Raw genomic sequence first — 15,447 nt, forward strand, 5'->3', positions numbered from 1 at the left:
TCAGCCGGCCAACCGGCGGCGGACTTCTTCGATTCGTCCCACAATGGTGGTGTCGATGATCTCGTCGCCGATGCGGACCGAGAACCCACCGAGCACTCGCTTGTCCACCTCGACGTTCAGGTGCACGTCCCGCCCGTACGAGGCGCGCAGCCACGCCGTCAGGCGCTGCTTCTGCGCGTCGGTCAGCTCGACCGCGCTGCGCACCACCGCCACCAGGCGCTGGCGCTGCTGGGCGACCAGTCGGCCGACTTCTTCCAGGCCGGCTTCCAGACTACGTCCTCGCGGATGCACAACGAGCTGCGTGATCAGGCGCAGGCTGGTCGGCGCGACCTTGCCCTCAAGGAGGCCGCGCAGCAGCGCGCGCTTGCCCTCCTCGGGAGCGGACGCGTCGGCGAGCGCCCTGCGCAGGTCGGGGTTGGCGGCGACGATGCGGCCGAAGCGGAAGATCTCGTCCTCCACATCGTCGAGCCTGCGCTGGCTCTCCGCCTCCGCCGCCGCGGCCACGACACCGAGCCGCTCGAGCACGTCGGCCAGGTCGCCCGTACGCGACCAGCGCGCCGAGACCGCGGCCTCGGCCGTGGCCAGGGCGGCCTCGCCGACCTTGCCCTGCAGCAGCGAGCGCAGCACGCCCGCCTTCTGCTCGGCCGGCCTGGCCGGGTCGGACAGGGCACGGCGCAGGCCGTGCTCGCGGTCGAGCAGGTCCGCGATCGCGAACAGCTCGTCAGAGAGCGCGCCGAGGTCGGCGCTGCCCGCGACCGAGTTGAACCGCTCTTCGACCTCGACAAGCGAGGCCCTGCTCAAACCCCTCATCGATCGCTCACCCGCTCCTCGTTCGCCGCGCGGACGCGCACGCCGCGCGCGTGTCCGCTCCGCTCACCGCGGGGGGTTCGCTCCAGCATCAGCGCACCGCCTGCGCGTTGCTGTTCTCCAGCTCGTCGAGGAACCGGTCCACGATGCGGCTCTGGCGGACCTCGTCCTCCAGGGACTCGCCGACGATGCGGCCGGCCAGCTCGGTCGACAGACGGCCGATCTCGGCGCGGAGCTGGGCGAAGGCCGCCTGGCGGTCGGCCTCGATCTGGGCGTGCGCGGCCTCCACGAGACGGCGGGCCTCGGCCTGCGCCTCCTCGCGGAGCTCGGCCTTGATCTGCGCGGCCTGCTCACGCGCCTCCTCGCGCAGCCTGGCGGCCTCGCGACGGGCCTCCTCGAGCTGCTCCTGGTAGCGCTTCTGCAGGGCCTGTGCCTCGGCCTGCGCCTCCTCCGCCCGCTTGATGCCACCCTCGATGGCGTCGGTGCGCTCGGCCAGCGTCTTCTGGATGCGCGGGACGAGCAGCTTGCCGACGACGAGGAAGACGACGAGGAACGCGAAGATACCGACGACGAGCTCGTACTTGTGCGGCATGAGCGGACTCGACTCCGCCGCAAGGAGCGTAGCTGCCTTGATGACCATGTTGCAGCCTTCCGTCAGTTAGGGGCGATCAGATGCCCTGGAAGATGAACGGCGCCACCAGGCCGATCAGGGCGAGGGCCTCGGTGAGGACGAAGCCGAGGAGCATGTTCTGGCGGATCAGGCCGTAAGCCTCCGGCTGGCGGGCGATGGCCTGCACGCCCTGACCGAAGATGATGCCGACGCCGATGCCGGGGCCGATGGCGGCGAGACCGTAACCGATGGCGGTGACGTTGCCGGAGACCTCAGCGAGAACGCTCATTGTTCGTATTCCTTTACTTAACGGCCGGTGGATTGGGTATCACCGGTCATGGACATTCCGTGAGTCGTGCGGTGGTTCTCAGTGCTCCGGGTGGAGCGAGTTGCCGATGTACATCGCCGCCAGCATCGCGAACAGGAAGGCCTGCAGGAACTGGATGAACATCTCGAAGCCGGTCAGGATGATCGTCATCACCACGCCGATCACGCCGACGGGGGCGCCCAGCGGCGTCAGCTTCTCGAACAGGAACCAGAAGCCGACCATGCTGAAGAAGGCCAGCAGCATGTGGCCGGCGAACATGTTCGCGAAGAGTCGGACAGCGTGCGTGAAGGGGGCGATGATGAGGTTCGACAGGAACTCGATCGGGGCAAGCAGGACGTAGATGAACTTCGGCAGCCCCGGAGGGAACATCATGTTCTTGAAGTAGCCGACCGCACCCTGGTGCTTCATGCCGAGGTAGATCTTGAGGATGTAGATCAGACCGGCGAGGACGGCCGGGAAGGCGATGTGCGAGGCCACCGGGAACTGCAGGATGGGGATGACGCCCATGAGGTTCCACAGCAGGACCACGAAGAAGATCGAGACGAGCAGCCCCATCCACTGGTCGGCGTCCTTGCCCAGGAAGGGCCGGGCGACCTGGTCGCGGACGAACATGTAGCCGTACTCGACGACGTTCTGCAGGCCCCTGGGCACGACCTTCGGGTTGCCGAAGGCGCCCCAGCACACGGCGATCACGACGATCGACGTGAGGATCGCGAGCAGGACCGGCTTGGTGAACCAGTCGACACCCGCGATGATGGGGGGCAGGTCGAACAGCTCTTCAGGCGTAGGCGCCCCGAACTGATCGCCATGTGGAGCGAGGACCGTCAGCGCACTCACGCGGCGTTCCCTTCAACGTCGTAGTGGATCACAAGAGTTACCTCGGCGAAGTGATCGCTGCGCCGGGTTAGCGACTGAACTTGCGGTAGGCCAGATAGCCGGCGAGCACAACCCCCAGAACCACGCCTATGGGGAAGAACGCGGACATGTCCAACCACCGGTCCAGCAACCACCCGAGACCGCCGTAGACGGCCATCCCCGCGAGCAGATAGCTGGGGACTGACCACATGGCGTCGGCGAAGTCGCGACCGTCTTCTTCCGGTCGGCGTTCCTGTGCGCTCATCGCGGCCCCGACGATAGCAGGCGGACGGAGGGCTAGTCATATCGGACCCCGCCCGGTCAACAGGGTTCATGAGTCGCCCCTACCAGGCACCCGGGCCTCGGGGTCGACGTACAGCATCTTGGTCTTCATGAAGGCGCGGGCCTCGAAGCCGGTCCACACGAGAGTGCAGATCACCACCGACCATGCGAAAGCGAGCGTGTTCCACGCCGTGGTGTCACGGAACGCGTTGAGCACGACCATGATGACGACGACCTTGACGAGGTAACTCAGCATCGCGGCGATCGCCATCATCTGGGGAGAGATGCGGGCGGCGTACGACACCACCACCACGCTGATGCTGAAGAAGACCCCGACGAGCGCAGTGCCGAGGGCTGCGCCGAGCGCTCCCTTGCCACCTGCCACCACGAGGGACACGAGCACGGCGACCACCCCGACCGCGAGAGTCGGAAGCGCGGCGCTCTTGAGTACGCGCACGTCGTTGGCCTGCATCAATGCTCCATCGGCAAGTTATCAAGCGAGCGTTTGCTACCTCCAGAACCGGTGCATCTGGAGGCCCCTGCTCGTGAAAGATATCACAAGCTCACGGAAGACCGCTTTTACCTGCCGTTTCTAGTTCACGATCATGAACGATGCGGAAATGCGGTGATGACCGCATTGCCGTCTTCTGTCGTTTTTTCCTGAGCGGCGCCGCCCGGCGGCGGCATCTGCCGCCTGACCTGCGGATCTGGAAGGATCGGCGGCATCGGGCCGGTGGGCGGGCCGTCGTCGCCGTCCGGCTCGTCGCCTCGCGGCGCCGGCCGGGAGCCGCCCCTGCCGCGCCAGCGCGGGGCCGCCATCAGCACCAGAACGGCCAGCGCCAGCACGATGAAGACCGGGAACAGCAGCACCGGCACACCCTGGCGGGACATCAGCACCACGACGAAGGCGAACAGGAACGCCCACGCGTACATGATCAGGACCGAGCGGCGCTGCGAGTGACCGATGTCGAGCAGCCGGTGGTGCAGGTGACCGCGGTCGGGCGCGAACGGCGACAGGCCCTGCGACGTGCGCCGCACCACCGCGGTGATCAGGTCGACCAGCGGCAGCACCAGGATCGCGGCCGGCAGGATCAGCGGCAGCAGCACGCCGAACTTGTTCATGTTCTCGATGGCCGCCGGGTCGAGCGGGGTCACCGTGACGATCGACGAGGCCAGCACCAGGCCGATCAGCATGGCGCCCGTGTCGCCCATGAAGATCTTCGCCGGGTGGAAGTTGTGCGGCAGGAAGCCCACGCAGGTGCCGATGAGCACGGCCGCGATGGCGGCGGTCGTGGTGATGTTGCCCACGCTCATGCTCTGCGCGAGGAAGATCGAGTAGGCCCAGGTCGCCAGGGCCGCGATGCCGACGATGCCGGCCGCGAGACCGTCGAGCCCGTCGACGAAGTTGACCGCGTTGATGGTCACCACCACCACCAGGATGGTAATGATCGTGCTGAGCGTGTAGTCGAGGCTGGTCGAGCCGCCCCAGTCCTTCGGCAGCGGGATGTACAGCAACCGCAGGTTGTAGGCAACGAGCACGCCGGCCGCCGCGATCTGCCCGCCGAGCTTGATGAAGGCGTCCATGCCCCACCAGTCGTCGAGGAAGCCCGTGACCGTGATGAGGGCGCCGGCCACGATGAGCGCCGTGACCACGTTCGCGTCGTACTCCGACAGCGCCGCGCCGCTGTGCGGCAGCCGGCTCGCGACCAGCAGGCCCACCACCAGGCCGCCGTACATCGCCAAGCCGCCGAGCCTGGGCGTCGGTGTGGTGTGCACATCTCGCTCGCGAACCTCGGGCATGGCGCCGATGCGGATGGCGAAGCGGCGTACCAACGGCACCAGCAGGTAGGTCACCGCCGCTGAGATGAGCGCCATGAACAGGTATTCGCGCACGACCCTAGTTTCCCGGATCCACCGGCCAGCTGTGACCGGAAAACGACACAGACCAGCTTAATATTCGCCGAGATATGGGCGATGTATGGCCAGAAGTGCCGCAACTCTTTCCCTGACCTCCCCCGCCGTGCTCGGCCTGCGCACCGCCGACGCCACCAGCCTGCCCACCTCGGCCAGCTCGTCCTCGCCCATGCCCTGCGTGGTCACGCACGGCGTCCCCACCCTGATGCCCGACGTCACCGCCGGGGGTTCGGGATCGTACGGGACCGCGTTCCTGTTCAGCGTGATCCCCGCGGCCGCGCACCTGCGCTCCGCCTCTGCCCCCGTCACGCCCGCCTCGCGCAGGTCGATGAGCGCCAGGTGCGTGTCCGTGCCGCCGGACACCGGCCGCAGCCCCTCCGCCGCGAGCGACGCCGCCAGCGCCCGCGCGTTCGCCACCACCTTCTCCGCGTAACGCGCGAACTCCTGCCGCATCGCCTCGCCGAACGCCACCGCCTTGGCCGCCACCACGTGCATCAGCGGCCCGCCCTGCACGAACGGGAACACCGCCCGGTCGATCCGCTTGGCCAGCTCCGACGTGCACAAGATCGCGCCGCCGCGCGGGCCCCTCAGCGTCTTGTGCGTGGTGAACGTGACGACGTCCGCGTGCGGCACCGCCGACGGGATCGCGCCGCCCGCCATCAACCCGGCAGGATGCGCCACATCGGCCAGCAGCCACGCCCCCACCTCGTCGGCGATGCAGCGGAAAATCGAGTAGTCGATCAACCTCGGGTACGCCGTCGCCCCGCACACGATCAGCTTCGGCCGGCGTCGCAACGCCAGATCACGCACCTCGTCATAGTCGATCAGTTCGGTGTCGCGACGCACGCCGTACGACACCACGTCGAACCAGCGTCCCGAGAAATTCACCTTCGAGCCGTGCGTCAGATGGCCGCCGTGCGGCAGCGCCATCGCCAGCATCGTGTTGCCCGGCTGCAGCAGCGCCGCGTACGCGGCAAGGTTCGCCGACGCCCCCGAATGAGGCTGCACGTTCGCGTGCTCCGCCCCGAACAACCTCCTGGCCCGCTCCACCGCCAGGTGCTCCGCCCGGTCCACGACCTCGCAACCGCCGTAATAGCGCCGGCCCGGATAGCCCTCGGCGTACTTGTTGGTCAACGTGGAGCCCAGGGCGGCCAGCACCGCGGGCGAGGTGAAATTCTCACTGGCGATGAGCTGGATGCCGCCGCGCACCCGGTCCAGCTCGTCGAGCAGCACCTGCGCGATCTCGGGATCGCGCTCCCGCAGCAGCCCGAAGTCCGGGCCGTAGTAGGGCTCCGCACCCATTTCCCCACTGTACGACCGGATGTCCGTTTTTCCCATACACGATGGCTGCCCCGAAAACCGCCCTCATGACAACCCACCCCACCCCCGCTCGCCTCGTCCGGCACCGCCCACTCGGCGCTGCCCCGGCCCCGCTTGCCTCGTCCGGCACCGCCTCACCCGGCGTTGCCCTGCCCGGTGCTGTCCCACCTGCCGCCACCCGACCACCGGCAGTCCCCCACCCGCAACACGCTTATCGGCAGCTCAGACCGGCCACCGGGCTCACGACCGCTGCGCCCTCCGGCCGCCCCGCACGTGACGGGCGTCCGGATCCTTCGCACCGCGCTGAACACCTGCCCGCGCAGGGGGCACGCGGAAGATGCAGGGGACGCGGCTTCCGTTGGAGGCGCGGGATGTACGGCCGTTCGTCGAAGGCGCGAGAGGCGTACCCGCCGAAGGCGCGGCCATCGGCGAAGGCTCGAAGGCGGTGGGCCCCGCCAGCGGTGTGGTGGGTGTCCCCCGCCTGGTGGTGGGTGTGCCCCCGCGTGCCTGTCCGAGCCGGTTGCCTGCGGGTCAGGACGGGTAGGCGTGAGGGGCGTTGGCGGTGGTCGGGAGCCAGCGCGGGGTGTCGGCGGCCTCGTCGCTGATCGTGGTCAGCACGGCGTGCCGGTAGAGGGCCAGGCGGTTGCGCCACTCCCTGATGTCCTCGACGTAGCGCTTCCCCACCGGCGCGTCCCACGTCTGGGGGCTCGTCGCCAGCTGGTACGCCTTGTCCAGCACGGTCCTGAGCTCATCGAGCTGCGGCTTGACCGTCTGCCAGGCGACGACCAGGCGTTCGTAGTCGGGGTTGAAGCGCCAGGCGCGCTGCGGGTCCTCGAGCGGGCCGGTGGTGTTGATCGGGGGCGTCTCGTGAGGCCCCTTCGGCTTGGGTGCCGGCGGGTCGACGTACATCACGCTCTCCTCTCCGGGGCCACCGCACCGGGCGGGCCGTCCGGCCTGATGTCCTCGGGGGCCCAGGCTCCCTTGCCGTACTCGCCGGGCGGGACCTGCACGGACGGCATCTCCTGGGGCCGGATGTCGCGGTGGTGGTCGATCACGGTCCCGATGGCCTCCAGGTCCGGCGGACGTACGTCGATCGACACGGCCTCGTCCCCGTCACCCGCCCGTCCGCCGCCGTGCCGGCCGGCCGTGGTGTCCTGGCCGGGTTCGACGTCGTACGCGATCAGCACGTCGTACGCACCGGCCCCGCGGTGTTGGCCGGCACCCTCGCTGTCCCGTCCCAGAGCGTCGTAGACCGCCTCCGCCCCGTGACCGACCCCTTGACCTGCGCCGAGGCCGTAATTCGCCTCCTGGGCCACCACGGAGCCGTACCCGGTGCCCGTCGCGGCCCCGGCCCCTGCACCAGAGCCCGGTACCGGGTCCGAGCCCGGTACCGCCCCGGCCCCTGCGCCCGCTCCCGACGCCGTGCCGGACCCCGCGTTCGAGTCCGGTGCCGTTGCGGAGCCCGCGTTGGAGCCCTGTCCTGTCCCGTTCTGGCCGCTTCCCTGCGGTGCGCCACCGGTCCCTCGGTCGGACGTTGTGCCCGGAGGGTCGGTGGCGGTGCCGTTGGGGGGTTCGACGGACGGGTTGGTCGGCGGGATCGTGACGGGCCTGCCCCGGCCATCCGCACTCTGGCCGTCAGCCCCGGCACCGACACCCTGACCACCCGGCTCGCCTCGTCCCCCGCCCCCATCGGCACCCTGACCCTCGCCACCCGCACCCCGATCTCCACTCCCACCACCAACGCCCTGCTCGCCACCCCGGCCGGCGCCCTGCTCACCGGACCCGGTCCCGCCAGTCCCCCGGTTTCCCGTCCCTGCGTCGCCTGTGCCGCCATCGCCGGTCCCGCCGCCACCAGCCGACCGATCCCCGTTGCCAGTGCCATCGGCGCCGCGATCGCCGGTCGCACTGCCGCCGGTTCCCTGCTCTCCGGCCCCTGCGCCGCCAGAACCCTGGCCGCCGCTCGGCCGGTCGCCGGTCCCCTGATCGCCGGCACCCGCACTACCGGAACCCTGACCACCTCGGTCCCCGGTGCCCGTGCCGCGGTCGCCTGGGGCTTGGTCGGTGCCGGGCTGGTTGCCTGCGGGTGGGGTGGCGTCCTTGGCGGGCGGGCACGTTCCGTCGGATTGGGTGCCGTTCGCGGTGTCGGCGGTGGGCATGTCCGTGGGTGGATAGCCGCCCGTCACCGCTCCTGGAGACGCGCTTCCTGCCGCACCTGCCACCGACGTCACGTGGCCGTCCCCCGCAAAACCGCCTGAGGCCGCTTCGACGGGCGGGAGCGTACGCACGGGATCCGCCCCGCCGGCCGGGTTGCCGGGGTCGATCGAGCCCGCTGGGCCGTCGGGACGGATGGCGCGTTCGGCCCACTCGCCCCTGCCGTACTCGCCCGCCGGGGCCTGCACGCCGGGCATGTCCTGGGGTGCGATGTTCCGGTGGTCGTCGACGATCGTCTGGTACGCGTCCACGTCCGGGCGGCGGGCCTCGGCCGAGACGACGTCGCTGCCGTCGTTCGCGTAGCCGTTGGCGTTCGCGGTGCCGGTCGAGGTGTTCCCGGTGCCGGTCGAGGTGGACGAGCCGTCGTTCGGCGGAAGGGTGACGTTCTCGGCGCCGACCTTCGGCATCTCCGCCGGTTGGACCTTGTCGGGGTTGCGCAGCATGTCCTCGATGACCGCGGCGGACGGCGGGTCGAGCGGCACCTGCAGCACCTTGACGCCGTCGACCACCACGACCTGCGGCTTGCTCGCGTCCTGACCGTCCCCGACGGGCTGACCGGTCGCCGTCCCATCGCTGGACGTCCCGTCGCTGGAAGTGCCGTTGTCCGAGCCGCCTCTGCCCGTGGTTCCGTCGCCGCTTGTGCCGGTGCCCGTGTCCCGGGTGCCGGCGTCGGTGCCCCGGTCGCGGCGGCTGTCCAGACCGTCGTCCTTGGGCTGATCAGCGGCTTGGTCGCCGGTCCTGCCGTCGCCGCCGGTCCCCGTGTCCCGGCCGGTCGAACCGTCCCGGCCCGTCGAACCGTCCTGGCCGGTTCCGGTGTCACGGCCGGTGTTGCCGCCCTGGTCGGGGCGGGTGCCTTGGTCCGGGCGCCGGTTCTGGTCGTTCTCGCAACGCTCACCGCCGGCATCCGGCTTGTCGCCCGTGCCCGGTTTCCCGTCCGTGCCCGGCTTGTCGCCGACATCAGGCTTGTTCCCGACACCCGGCTTGTCACCGGTGCCCGGTTTCTCACCCGAGTCCGACCGCCCGTTGGAGTCCGGCTTCCCGTTGGAGTCATGACGCTCCCCGGCGTCGGGCTTGCCACTGCCCTCGGGCTTGCCGCTCGCATCGGGCTTCTCGTCGGGGACGCCGGGCTTGGCAGGCTTCGCGTCCGGCTTGTCCGCAGGGGCGTCGGGCTTCGCGGGCTTGTCGTCGGGCTTGTCGTCAGGCGCGCCGGACCTCGCGGGCTTGTCGTCGGGCTTGTCGTCAGGCGCGCCGGACCTCGCGGGCTTGTCGTCGGGCTTCTCGTCGGAGGCGCCGGGCCTCGCGGGCTTGTCACTGGGCTTCTCGTCGGGGACGCCGGGCTTGGCGGGTTTCGCGGAGTCGTCGCCGGCGGTGCCCGAGCCCGTCTTCGGCGGGTCCACCCGCTTCTCCAGCGTGGCCAGCCGCTTGTTGACGTCGCGCACCATCACGTCGATCGCGTCGGCGACCTGCACGGGACGGTGCGTGGTCTGCGTGGGCAGTCCGGCCTGGTGCATGGCGTTGCGGACCCGCTGTTCGGTGGTACGCATCCGCGTCGCCGCCCGCTGCACCTCGGCCAGCAGGTCACGGACCAGCTTGGGGTCCATGCCGTCGTACTTGCCCATGCGCCACTCCCCGACGTCTAGCCGCTCCGCGCCTCACGTAACCACGGCGAGAGCGGCTTGGCAGCCGGAATAAGCAGCGGGTATACGACCTAATCGTCGGTGGCGACGTAACCGATGATGCCGCGCAGCTTCTCCACCGGGATGGCCCCGCGCCGCAACAGGCGGGGGACGGCGGTGGTGAGGTCGAGGATGGTGGACGGGGTGTTGTCGGTGCTCTTGCCGCCGTCGAGATAGACCTCGACGGCGTCGCCGAGCTGCTCTTCGGCCTCGGCGACGGTGGTGGCGGCGGGCGAGCCCGACCGGTTGGCGCTGGAGACGGCCATGGGCCCGGTCTCCTTGAGCAGGTCGAGCGCGACGGGGTGGAGCGGCATGCGTACGGCGACCGTCCCCTTCGTGTCGCCCAGGTCCCACGACAGCGCCCTGTTGGCCTTGCAGATGAGCGTCAGCGGCCCCGGCCAGAAGGCGTCGATGAGGTCCTGCCCGTACGGCCCCAGGTCATCGACGAGTGCGGTGGCGGCGCGCACGGTGCCGACCAGCACCGGCGGCGGCATGTCACGCCCGCGCCCCTTGGCCTCGAGCAGCTTGGCGACCGCCTCCGGCGTGAAGGCGTCGGCGCCGATGCCGTAGACGGTGTCGGTGGGCAGCACCAGCAGGTCGCCACGGCGTACGGCGGCCGCGGCCTCCATCAGCCCGATCTGCCGCTGGTCGGGGTCGGAGCAGTCAAAACGTCGTCCCACGGTTGGTAAGCCTCGCTCCGCTCAGCGGTGAACGGCGCTGACGAGGCGCCCTCCTTCCTCCACGTACGGTCGCCGCGGCACCCCGGCGGTCAGGAGCAGGCAGCGCCGTTTCGCCTGCATCCTAGTCCTGGCCCAGCCTGGCCGTGACGAAGCGGTCTCGTCTGGTGAGGTCCTGCCGCAGGCGGACGTCGCGCCAGCCGTGATCCTCGGGGAACGTCAGGTAGACGGCCCTGCCCTGCTCGTCGGCGTGCTCGACGGCGACCCAGCCGCCGGGCCGCAGCAGCCGGCGCGCGGTGCGCTCGACGGCGCGCACCTCGCCGAGCCCGTCCTCACCTGAGCCGTAGAGGGCTCTGGAGGGGTCGTAGTCGCGCACCTCGGGGTCGCGCGGGATGGAGCCCGGCGGGATGTAGGGCGGGTTGGAGATGACGAGGTCCACCTTGCCGTTGAGCTCGGGCAGCGCCTCGGCGAGGTCTTCGGGGTGCAGGTGGGTGCGCCCCTGGCCGAGCTCGGAGATGTTGCGCTTGGCCCACGTGTACGCCTCGGGGTCGACCTCCACGGCGTGCACCTCGGCCAGCGCCACCTCCTGGGCGATGGACAGCGCGATGGCGCCGGATCCGGTGCCGAGGTCGACGACGAGGGGCGCGGTGACGTCCATGGCGCGCAGCGTCTCGATGGCCCAGCCGACCATCACCTCGGTCTCCGGCCGCGGCACGAACACACCGGGGCCGACGGCCAGCTCCAGGTAGCGGAAGTAGGCGTGGCCGGTGATGTGCTGCAGGGGCTCGCGGGCCTCGCGCCTGGCGATGCCCTCCCAGAACAGCGCGTCGAAGTCGGAGTCTTTGACGGTGTGCAGCTCGCTTCTGCGCACACCGTGGACGAATGCCGCGATCTCCTCTGCGTCGGTGCGCGGCGAAGGAACGCCTGCCTCGGCGAGCCGGGCGGTGGCGAGCGCGATCTCGTCCAGCAGCAGTGTCATGAGTGTTGTGCGAGCTTCTCCGCCATCTCGGCGTCGATGAGGGCCTGGGTGACGGCGTGGAGCTCGCCGTCGAGAACCTGGTCGAGGTTATACGCCTTGAAGCCGACGCGGTGGTCGGAGATGCGGTTTTCCGGGAAGTTGTACGTGCGGACACGCTCGGAGCGGTCGACGGTGCGGACCTGCGACTTGCGCTCCGCCTGGGCGGCGGCCTCCGCTTCCTCCTGCGCCATGGCGAGCAGCCGGGCGCGCAGGATGCGCATGGCCGACTCCTTGTTCTGGAGCTGGCTCTTCTCGTTCTGGCAGGAGACGACGACGCCGGTGGGGATGTGGGTGATGCGGACCGCGGAGTCGGTGGTGTTGACGCTCTGGCCGCCGGGACCGCTGGAGCGATAGACGTCGATGCGCAGATCGTTGGGGTCGATCTGGACGTCGACCTCCTCCGCCTCCGGGTAGACGAGCACGCCCGCCGCGCTGGTGTGGATGCGGCCCTGTGACTCGGTGACGGGCACCCTCTGCACGCGGTGGACGCCGCCTTCGTACTTCAGCCGGGACCACACGCCCTCTTCGCCCTTGGCGCGGATGCCGACCGTGACGTCTTTGTAGCCGCCGAGGTCGGACGGCTGGGCGTCGATGATCTCGGTCTTCCAGCCGAGCCGCTCGGCGTAGCGGAGGTACATCCGCAGCAGGTCGCCGGCGAACAGCGCGGACTCCTCGCCGCCCTCGCCCGCCTTGATCTCCATGATGATGTCCTTGTCATCGTTGGGATCGCGCGGGATGAGCAGGTGGCGCAGCCGCTCTTCGAGCTGCGGGATGCGCGCTTCGAGCTCGGCGGCCTCGGCCGCGAACGCTTCGTCCTCGCCGGCCAGCTCCTTGGCGGCCGTCAGGTCTTCGCGGACCGACTCGAGCTCGCGGTAGGTGGCGATGATGGGAGTGAGCTGGGAGTAGCGCTTGCCAAGCGTGCGGGCCTTCTGCTGATCGGCGTGCACGGCGGGGTCGGCGAGCTGCGACTCCAGCTCGGAATACTCCTTGAGCAACTCGTCGAGGTTCACCGCGGGTCCTTTGTGTTTCGAGGTTCGGGCTCTTCACCAACAACGCCGACCCGGCGCACGCGTGTGCGTCCGGGCCGGCGTACGTGGAGCTACTTGCCCGTGGACTTCTTGCCGAAGCGCTGCTCGAAACGGGCCACCCGGCCGCCGGTGTCGAGGATCTTCTGCTTGCCCGTGTAGAACGGGTGGCAGGCCGAGCACACGTCGGCGTGGATCACGCCGTTCTTCGCCGTGCTGCGGGTGACGAAGGTGTTGCCGCAGGAGCAGGAGACCTGCGTCACGTGGTAGTCAGGGTGGATGTCGGGCTTCATTGCTGTCCTTTCGGGGTGCGGCCGCCGGGTCGCCTTCACGCATGGCGTGAACCGGAGCCGCGAAATGGTCAGCTACCAGTGTGCCAGATCGTGAAACCATCCCAGGCCATCGCGCATTCCCCGCTCCCCTGATCAAAGGGCCGCGCGGGGAGCGCACGAGGTCCGGGCGCGGCGCCACGCTCGGGCCGGCAGCGGGAACGTACGGAAACCGGCTGCGGAAGCACGTGCGACCCCGGCCGTGCGGGGCCGGAAGCGGGATCACCTGCGGACCGACCGTGCGGGCCGCAAGCGAGATCACGTGCGGGCCGATCTCGGACACGCGTGAGGGGTGGCGGATGGCCCGCCACCCCTCACGACGCGCGCGCTAGCCGCGGTCGTTGCTCACCGTGGTCGTCTGGACCTGCAGGAGGAACTCCGCGTTGGACTTGGTCTCCTTCATCTTCTCCAGGAGCAGCTCCAGCGCCTGCTGCATGTCGAGCGCGTGCAGCACCCTGCGCAGCTTCCAGACGATCTGCAGCTCCTCCTTGGCCATGAGGATCTCTTCCTTACGCGTGCCGGACGCGTCGACGTCGACCGCGGGGAAGATGCGCTTGTCGGCCAGGGACCGGTTGAGCTTGAGCTCCATGTTGCCGGTGCCCTTGAACTCTTCGAAGATGACCTCGTCCATCTTCGACCCGGTCTCGACCAGGGCCGTGGCGAGGATCGTCAGCGAGCCGCCGTTCTCGATGTTGCGGGCGGCGCCGAAGAAGCGCTTGGGCGGGTAGAGCGCCGTGGAGTCGACACCACCCGACAGGATGCGCCCGGACGCGGGGGCCGCGAGGTTGTAGGCGCGGCCGAGCCGGGTGATCGAGTCGAGCAGGACGACGACGTCGTGGCCCAGCTCCACCAGGCGCTTGGCCCGCTCGATGGCGAGCTCGGCGACCGTGGTGTGGTCTTCGGCGGGACGGTCGAAGGTCGAGTGGATGACCTCGCCCTTGACCGACCGCTGCATGTCGGTGACCTCTTCAGGCCGCTCGTCCACGAGCACGACCATGAGGTGGCACTCGGGGTTGTTGCGGGTGATCGCGTTGGCGATCGCCTGCAGCACCATCGTCTTACCGGCCTTGGGCGGCGAGACGATGAGGCCGCGCTGGCCCTTGCCGATGGGCGAGACCAGGTCGATGATCCTCGTGGTGAGGACGTTGGGCTCGGTCTCCAGGCGCAGGCGCTCCTGCGGGTAGAGCGGCGTCAGCTTGTTGAAGTCGGGCCGGTTGCGGGCCTGCTCCGGGTCCATGCCGTTGACGGTGTCGAGGCGGACCAGGGCATTGAACTTCTCGCGGCGCTCGCCCTCGCGCGGCTGGCGCACGGCGCCGGTGATGACGTCGCCCTTGCGCAGGCCGTGGCGGCGGATCTGGGAGAGCGAGACGTAGACGTCGTTGCTGCCGGGCAGGTAGCCGCTCGTCCTGACGAACGCGTAGTTGTCGAGGATGTCGAGGATGCCGGCGATCGGGATGAGGACGTCGTCCTCGTTGATGACGGGCTCGCCGCTGTCGTAGCGGTCGCGGCCGCGTCCGCGGTTGCGCTCCCTGAAACGTCCCCTGCGGCTGCGCCCGCTGCGCTCTTCCTCCTCGCCGCGCTGCTCGGTGCGCTGCTCGGAACGGCTGCCGGACTCGGCCGCGGCGGCGCGCTCGCGCTGGTCGCCGCGACCCCCATCGCGGCCTCCCTCGCTGCTGCGCTCACCGTTACGGTCGCCGCCCCGCTCGCGGCGCTCACCGCGGCTGCGGCGCTCGCGACGGCTCTCGCCGCGCTCGGAGCGCGACTCGCCCTGGCCGGCCTCGGTGGGCTGCGACTGCTGCTCCACGACGGGCTCCGCCGGGGCCGCGGCGACCGGCTCCGGCGCGCTGGCCGCGGGCTCGGGCGCGGCTGCGGCGGGCTGCTGCGCGGGTTCTTCCGTGGTGGTCTTGGCGCGGGAACGTTCCCTGCGCGTACGGGTGGGTCGCTCGGCCGCGGGCGCCTCCGCAGGAGCGGCCGCGGGGGCCTCGGCCACCGTCGCGGCCTGCGCTGCGCCTTCTCCGGAACCGCCACCCTGCTTCTCCTGGATGGCCGCGATGAGCTGGCTCTTCCGCATGCGCCCGGTCCCGCTGATGCCCAGCTCCGCTGCGATCTTCTGCAGCTCGGGCAGCACCTTGGCGGACAGGCCGGTGCCGGAGCGACGCGCACGCGGCTTGGCCGCTGCGCGGGTGGGGGTGTCGCCGGACGCCGGCTCAGCGCCTGATGCGTCGGAGAGGAGTTCGGTGGTGTCGCTCAACTAAAAGGTCCTTCCCAGGGGTCGGGCGCCGGATTTGTTCTTCCGGGCGTCCCGGAGGTGCTTGCGATCCGGCGGGACAGACCGGGTCGGGGTGCACTCTGCGATCTTCGGCTGTCGCTTGAGACGGCCGCCACTCTTGGGGAG

The 15,447-nt window shown here is 70.1% G+C and carries 15 protein-coding genes; all 15 read right to left on the reverse strand.

Annotated features, from left to right (window positions below; genetic code table 11):
* The 15 genes from WBK31_RS28505 to rho all read right to left on the reverse strand — a co-directional run bounded on the left by WBK31_RS28505 (position 1) and on the right by rho (position 15,303).
* Positions 1–810: a F0F1 ATP synthase subunit delta gene (locus WBK31_RS28505; protein ID WP_406673444.1), complete on the reverse strand. Its 810-nt coding sequence runs from the start codon at positions 808–810 to the stop codon at positions 1–3.
* A gap of 88 nt (positions 811–898) precedes the next feature.
* The gene (locus tag WBK31_RS28510; RefSeq protein ID WP_364060963.1) at positions 899–1,447 is read right to left on the reverse strand and encodes a F0F1 ATP synthase subunit B; all 549 of its coding nucleotides are present in this window, start codon (positions 1,445–1,447) and stop codon (positions 899–901) included.
* 28 nt (positions 1,448–1,475) lie between these two features.
* A complete protein-coding gene (gene atpE / locus WBK31_RS28515; RefSeq protein WP_138666586.1) occupies positions 1,476–1,706 on the reverse strand; it encodes an ATP synthase F0 subunit C in 231 nt (76 codons plus the stop codon).
* A gap of 78 nt (positions 1,707–1,784) precedes the next feature.
* A complete protein-coding gene (gene atpB, locus WBK31_RS28520; protein WP_364060960.1) occupies positions 1,785–2,582 on the reverse strand; it encodes a F0F1 ATP synthase subunit A in 798 nt (265 codons plus the stop codon).
* A gap of 67 nt (positions 2,583–2,649) precedes the next feature.
* Positions 2,650–2,865: an AtpZ/AtpI family protein gene (locus WBK31_RS28525; protein ID WP_355429926.1), complete on the reverse strand. Its 216-nt coding sequence runs from the start codon at positions 2,863–2,865 to the stop codon at positions 2,650–2,652.
* A 66-nt stretch (positions 2,866–2,931) separates the two neighbouring features.
* Entirely contained in the window at positions 2,932–3,354 is a 423-nt protein-coding gene (locus tag WBK31_RS28530) for a hypothetical protein (RefSeq protein ID WP_364060956.1), read from the reverse strand.
* 131 nt (positions 3,355–3,485) lie between these two features.
* Positions 3,486–4,775, reverse strand: a complete 1,290-nt coding sequence (locus tag WBK31_RS28535) for an undecaprenyl/decaprenyl-phosphate alpha-N-acetylglucosaminyl 1-phosphate transferase (protein ID WP_378786783.1) — start codon at positions 4,773–4,775, stop codon at positions 3,486–3,488.
* A 57-nt stretch (positions 4,776–4,832) separates the two neighbouring features.
* Complete coding sequence (glyA, locus tag WBK31_RS28540; protein WP_406673445.1) at positions 4,833–6,098, reverse strand: serine hydroxymethyltransferase; 1,266 nt, start codon at positions 6,096–6,098, stop codon at positions 4,833–4,835.
* 549 nt (positions 6,099–6,647) lie between these two features.
* Positions 6,648–7,025, reverse strand: a complete 378-nt coding sequence (locus WBK31_RS28545; protein WP_364060947.1) for a hypothetical protein — start codon at positions 7,023–7,025, stop codon at positions 6,648–6,650.
* Complete coding sequence (locus WBK31_RS28550) at positions 7,025–9,946, reverse strand: hypothetical protein (RefSeq protein WP_406673446.1); 2,922 nt, start codon at positions 9,944–9,946, stop codon at positions 7,025–7,027. The genes WBK31_RS28545 and WBK31_RS28550 overlap by 1 nt, the downstream gene beginning before the upstream one ends.
* A gap of 89 nt (positions 9,947–10,035) precedes the next feature.
* Complete coding sequence (locus WBK31_RS28555) at positions 10,036–10,683, reverse strand: L-threonylcarbamoyladenylate synthase (protein ID WP_378786777.1); 648 nt, start codon at positions 10,681–10,683, stop codon at positions 10,036–10,038.
* A gap of 121 nt (positions 10,684–10,804) precedes the next feature.
* Positions 10,805–11,659, reverse strand: a complete 855-nt coding sequence (gene prmC / locus WBK31_RS28560) for a peptide chain release factor N(5)-glutamine methyltransferase (RefSeq protein ID WP_364060938.1) — start codon at positions 11,657–11,659, stop codon at positions 10,805–10,807.
* On the reverse strand, positions 11,656–12,708 hold the full coding sequence (gene prfA / locus WBK31_RS28565; RefSeq protein WP_364060935.1) for a peptide chain release factor 1: 1,053 nt from the start codon (positions 12,706–12,708) through the stop codon (positions 11,656–11,658). Before prfA ends, prmC begins: the two co-directional genes overlap by 4 nt.
* An 89-nt stretch (positions 12,709–12,797) precedes the next feature.
* Positions 12,798–13,016 carry a 50S ribosomal protein L31 gene (gene rpmE / locus WBK31_RS28570; protein WP_364060932.1) on the reverse strand — a complete coding sequence of 73 codons (219 nt, stop codon included), beginning with the start codon at positions 13,014–13,016 and terminating at the stop codon, positions 12,798–12,800.
* 364 nt (positions 13,017–13,380) lie between these two features.
* Entirely contained in the window at positions 13,381–15,303 is a 1,923-nt protein-coding gene (gene rho, locus WBK31_RS28575) for a transcription termination factor Rho (protein WP_364060929.1), read from the reverse strand.
* Positions 15,304–15,447 lie beyond the last annotated feature (144 nt).

Origin of the sequence: Nonomuraea sp. N2-4H, from assembly GCF_045291505.1 — a bacterium.
GTDB lineage: Bacteria > Actinomycetota > Actinomycetes > Streptosporangiales > Streptosporangiaceae > Nonomuraea > Nonomuraea fastidiosa.

What these genes read in the sequence shown, in the direction of transcription:
- WBK31_RS28505 (WP_406673444.1), bottom strand. Translation starts at nt 810, where the DNA reads ATGAGGGGTTTGAGCAGGGCCTCGCTTGTCGAGGTCGAAGAGCGGTTC.
- WBK31_RS28510 (WP_364060963.1), bottom strand. Translation starts at nt 1,447, where the DNA reads ATGGTCATCAAGGCAGCTACGCTCCTTGCGGCGGAGTCGAGTCCGCTC.
- atpE (WP_138666586.1), bottom strand. Translation starts at nt 1,706, where the DNA reads ATGAGCGTTCTCGCTGAGGTCTCCGGCAACGTCACCGCCATCGGTTAC.
- WBK31_RS28525 (WP_355429926.1), bottom strand. Translation starts at nt 2,865, where the DNA reads ATGAGCGCACAGGAACGCCGACCGGAAGAAGACGGTCGCGACTTCGCC.
- WBK31_RS28530 (WP_364060956.1), bottom strand. Translation starts at nt 3,354, where the DNA reads ATGCAGGCCAACGACGTGCGCGTACTCAAGAGCGCCGCGCTTCCGACT.
- glyA (WP_406673445.1), bottom strand. Translation starts at nt 6,098, where the DNA reads ATGGGTGCGGAGCCCTACTACGGCCCGGACTTCGGGCTGCTGCGGGAG.
- WBK31_RS28545 (WP_364060947.1), bottom strand. Translation starts at nt 7,025, where the DNA reads ATGTACGTCGACCCGCCGGCACCCAAGCCGAAGGGGCCTCACGAGACG.
- WBK31_RS28550 (WP_406673446.1), bottom strand. Translation starts at nt 9,946, where the DNA reads ATGGGCAAGTACGACGGCATGGACCCCAAGCTGGTCCGTGACCTGCTG.
- prmC (WP_364060938.1), bottom strand. Translation starts at nt 11,659, where the DNA reads ATGACACTGCTGCTGGACGAGATCGCGCTCGCCACCGCCCGGCTCGCC.
- rpmE (WP_364060932.1), bottom strand. Translation starts at nt 13,016, where the DNA reads ATGAAGCCCGACATCCACCCTGACTACCACGTGACGCAGGTCTCCTGC.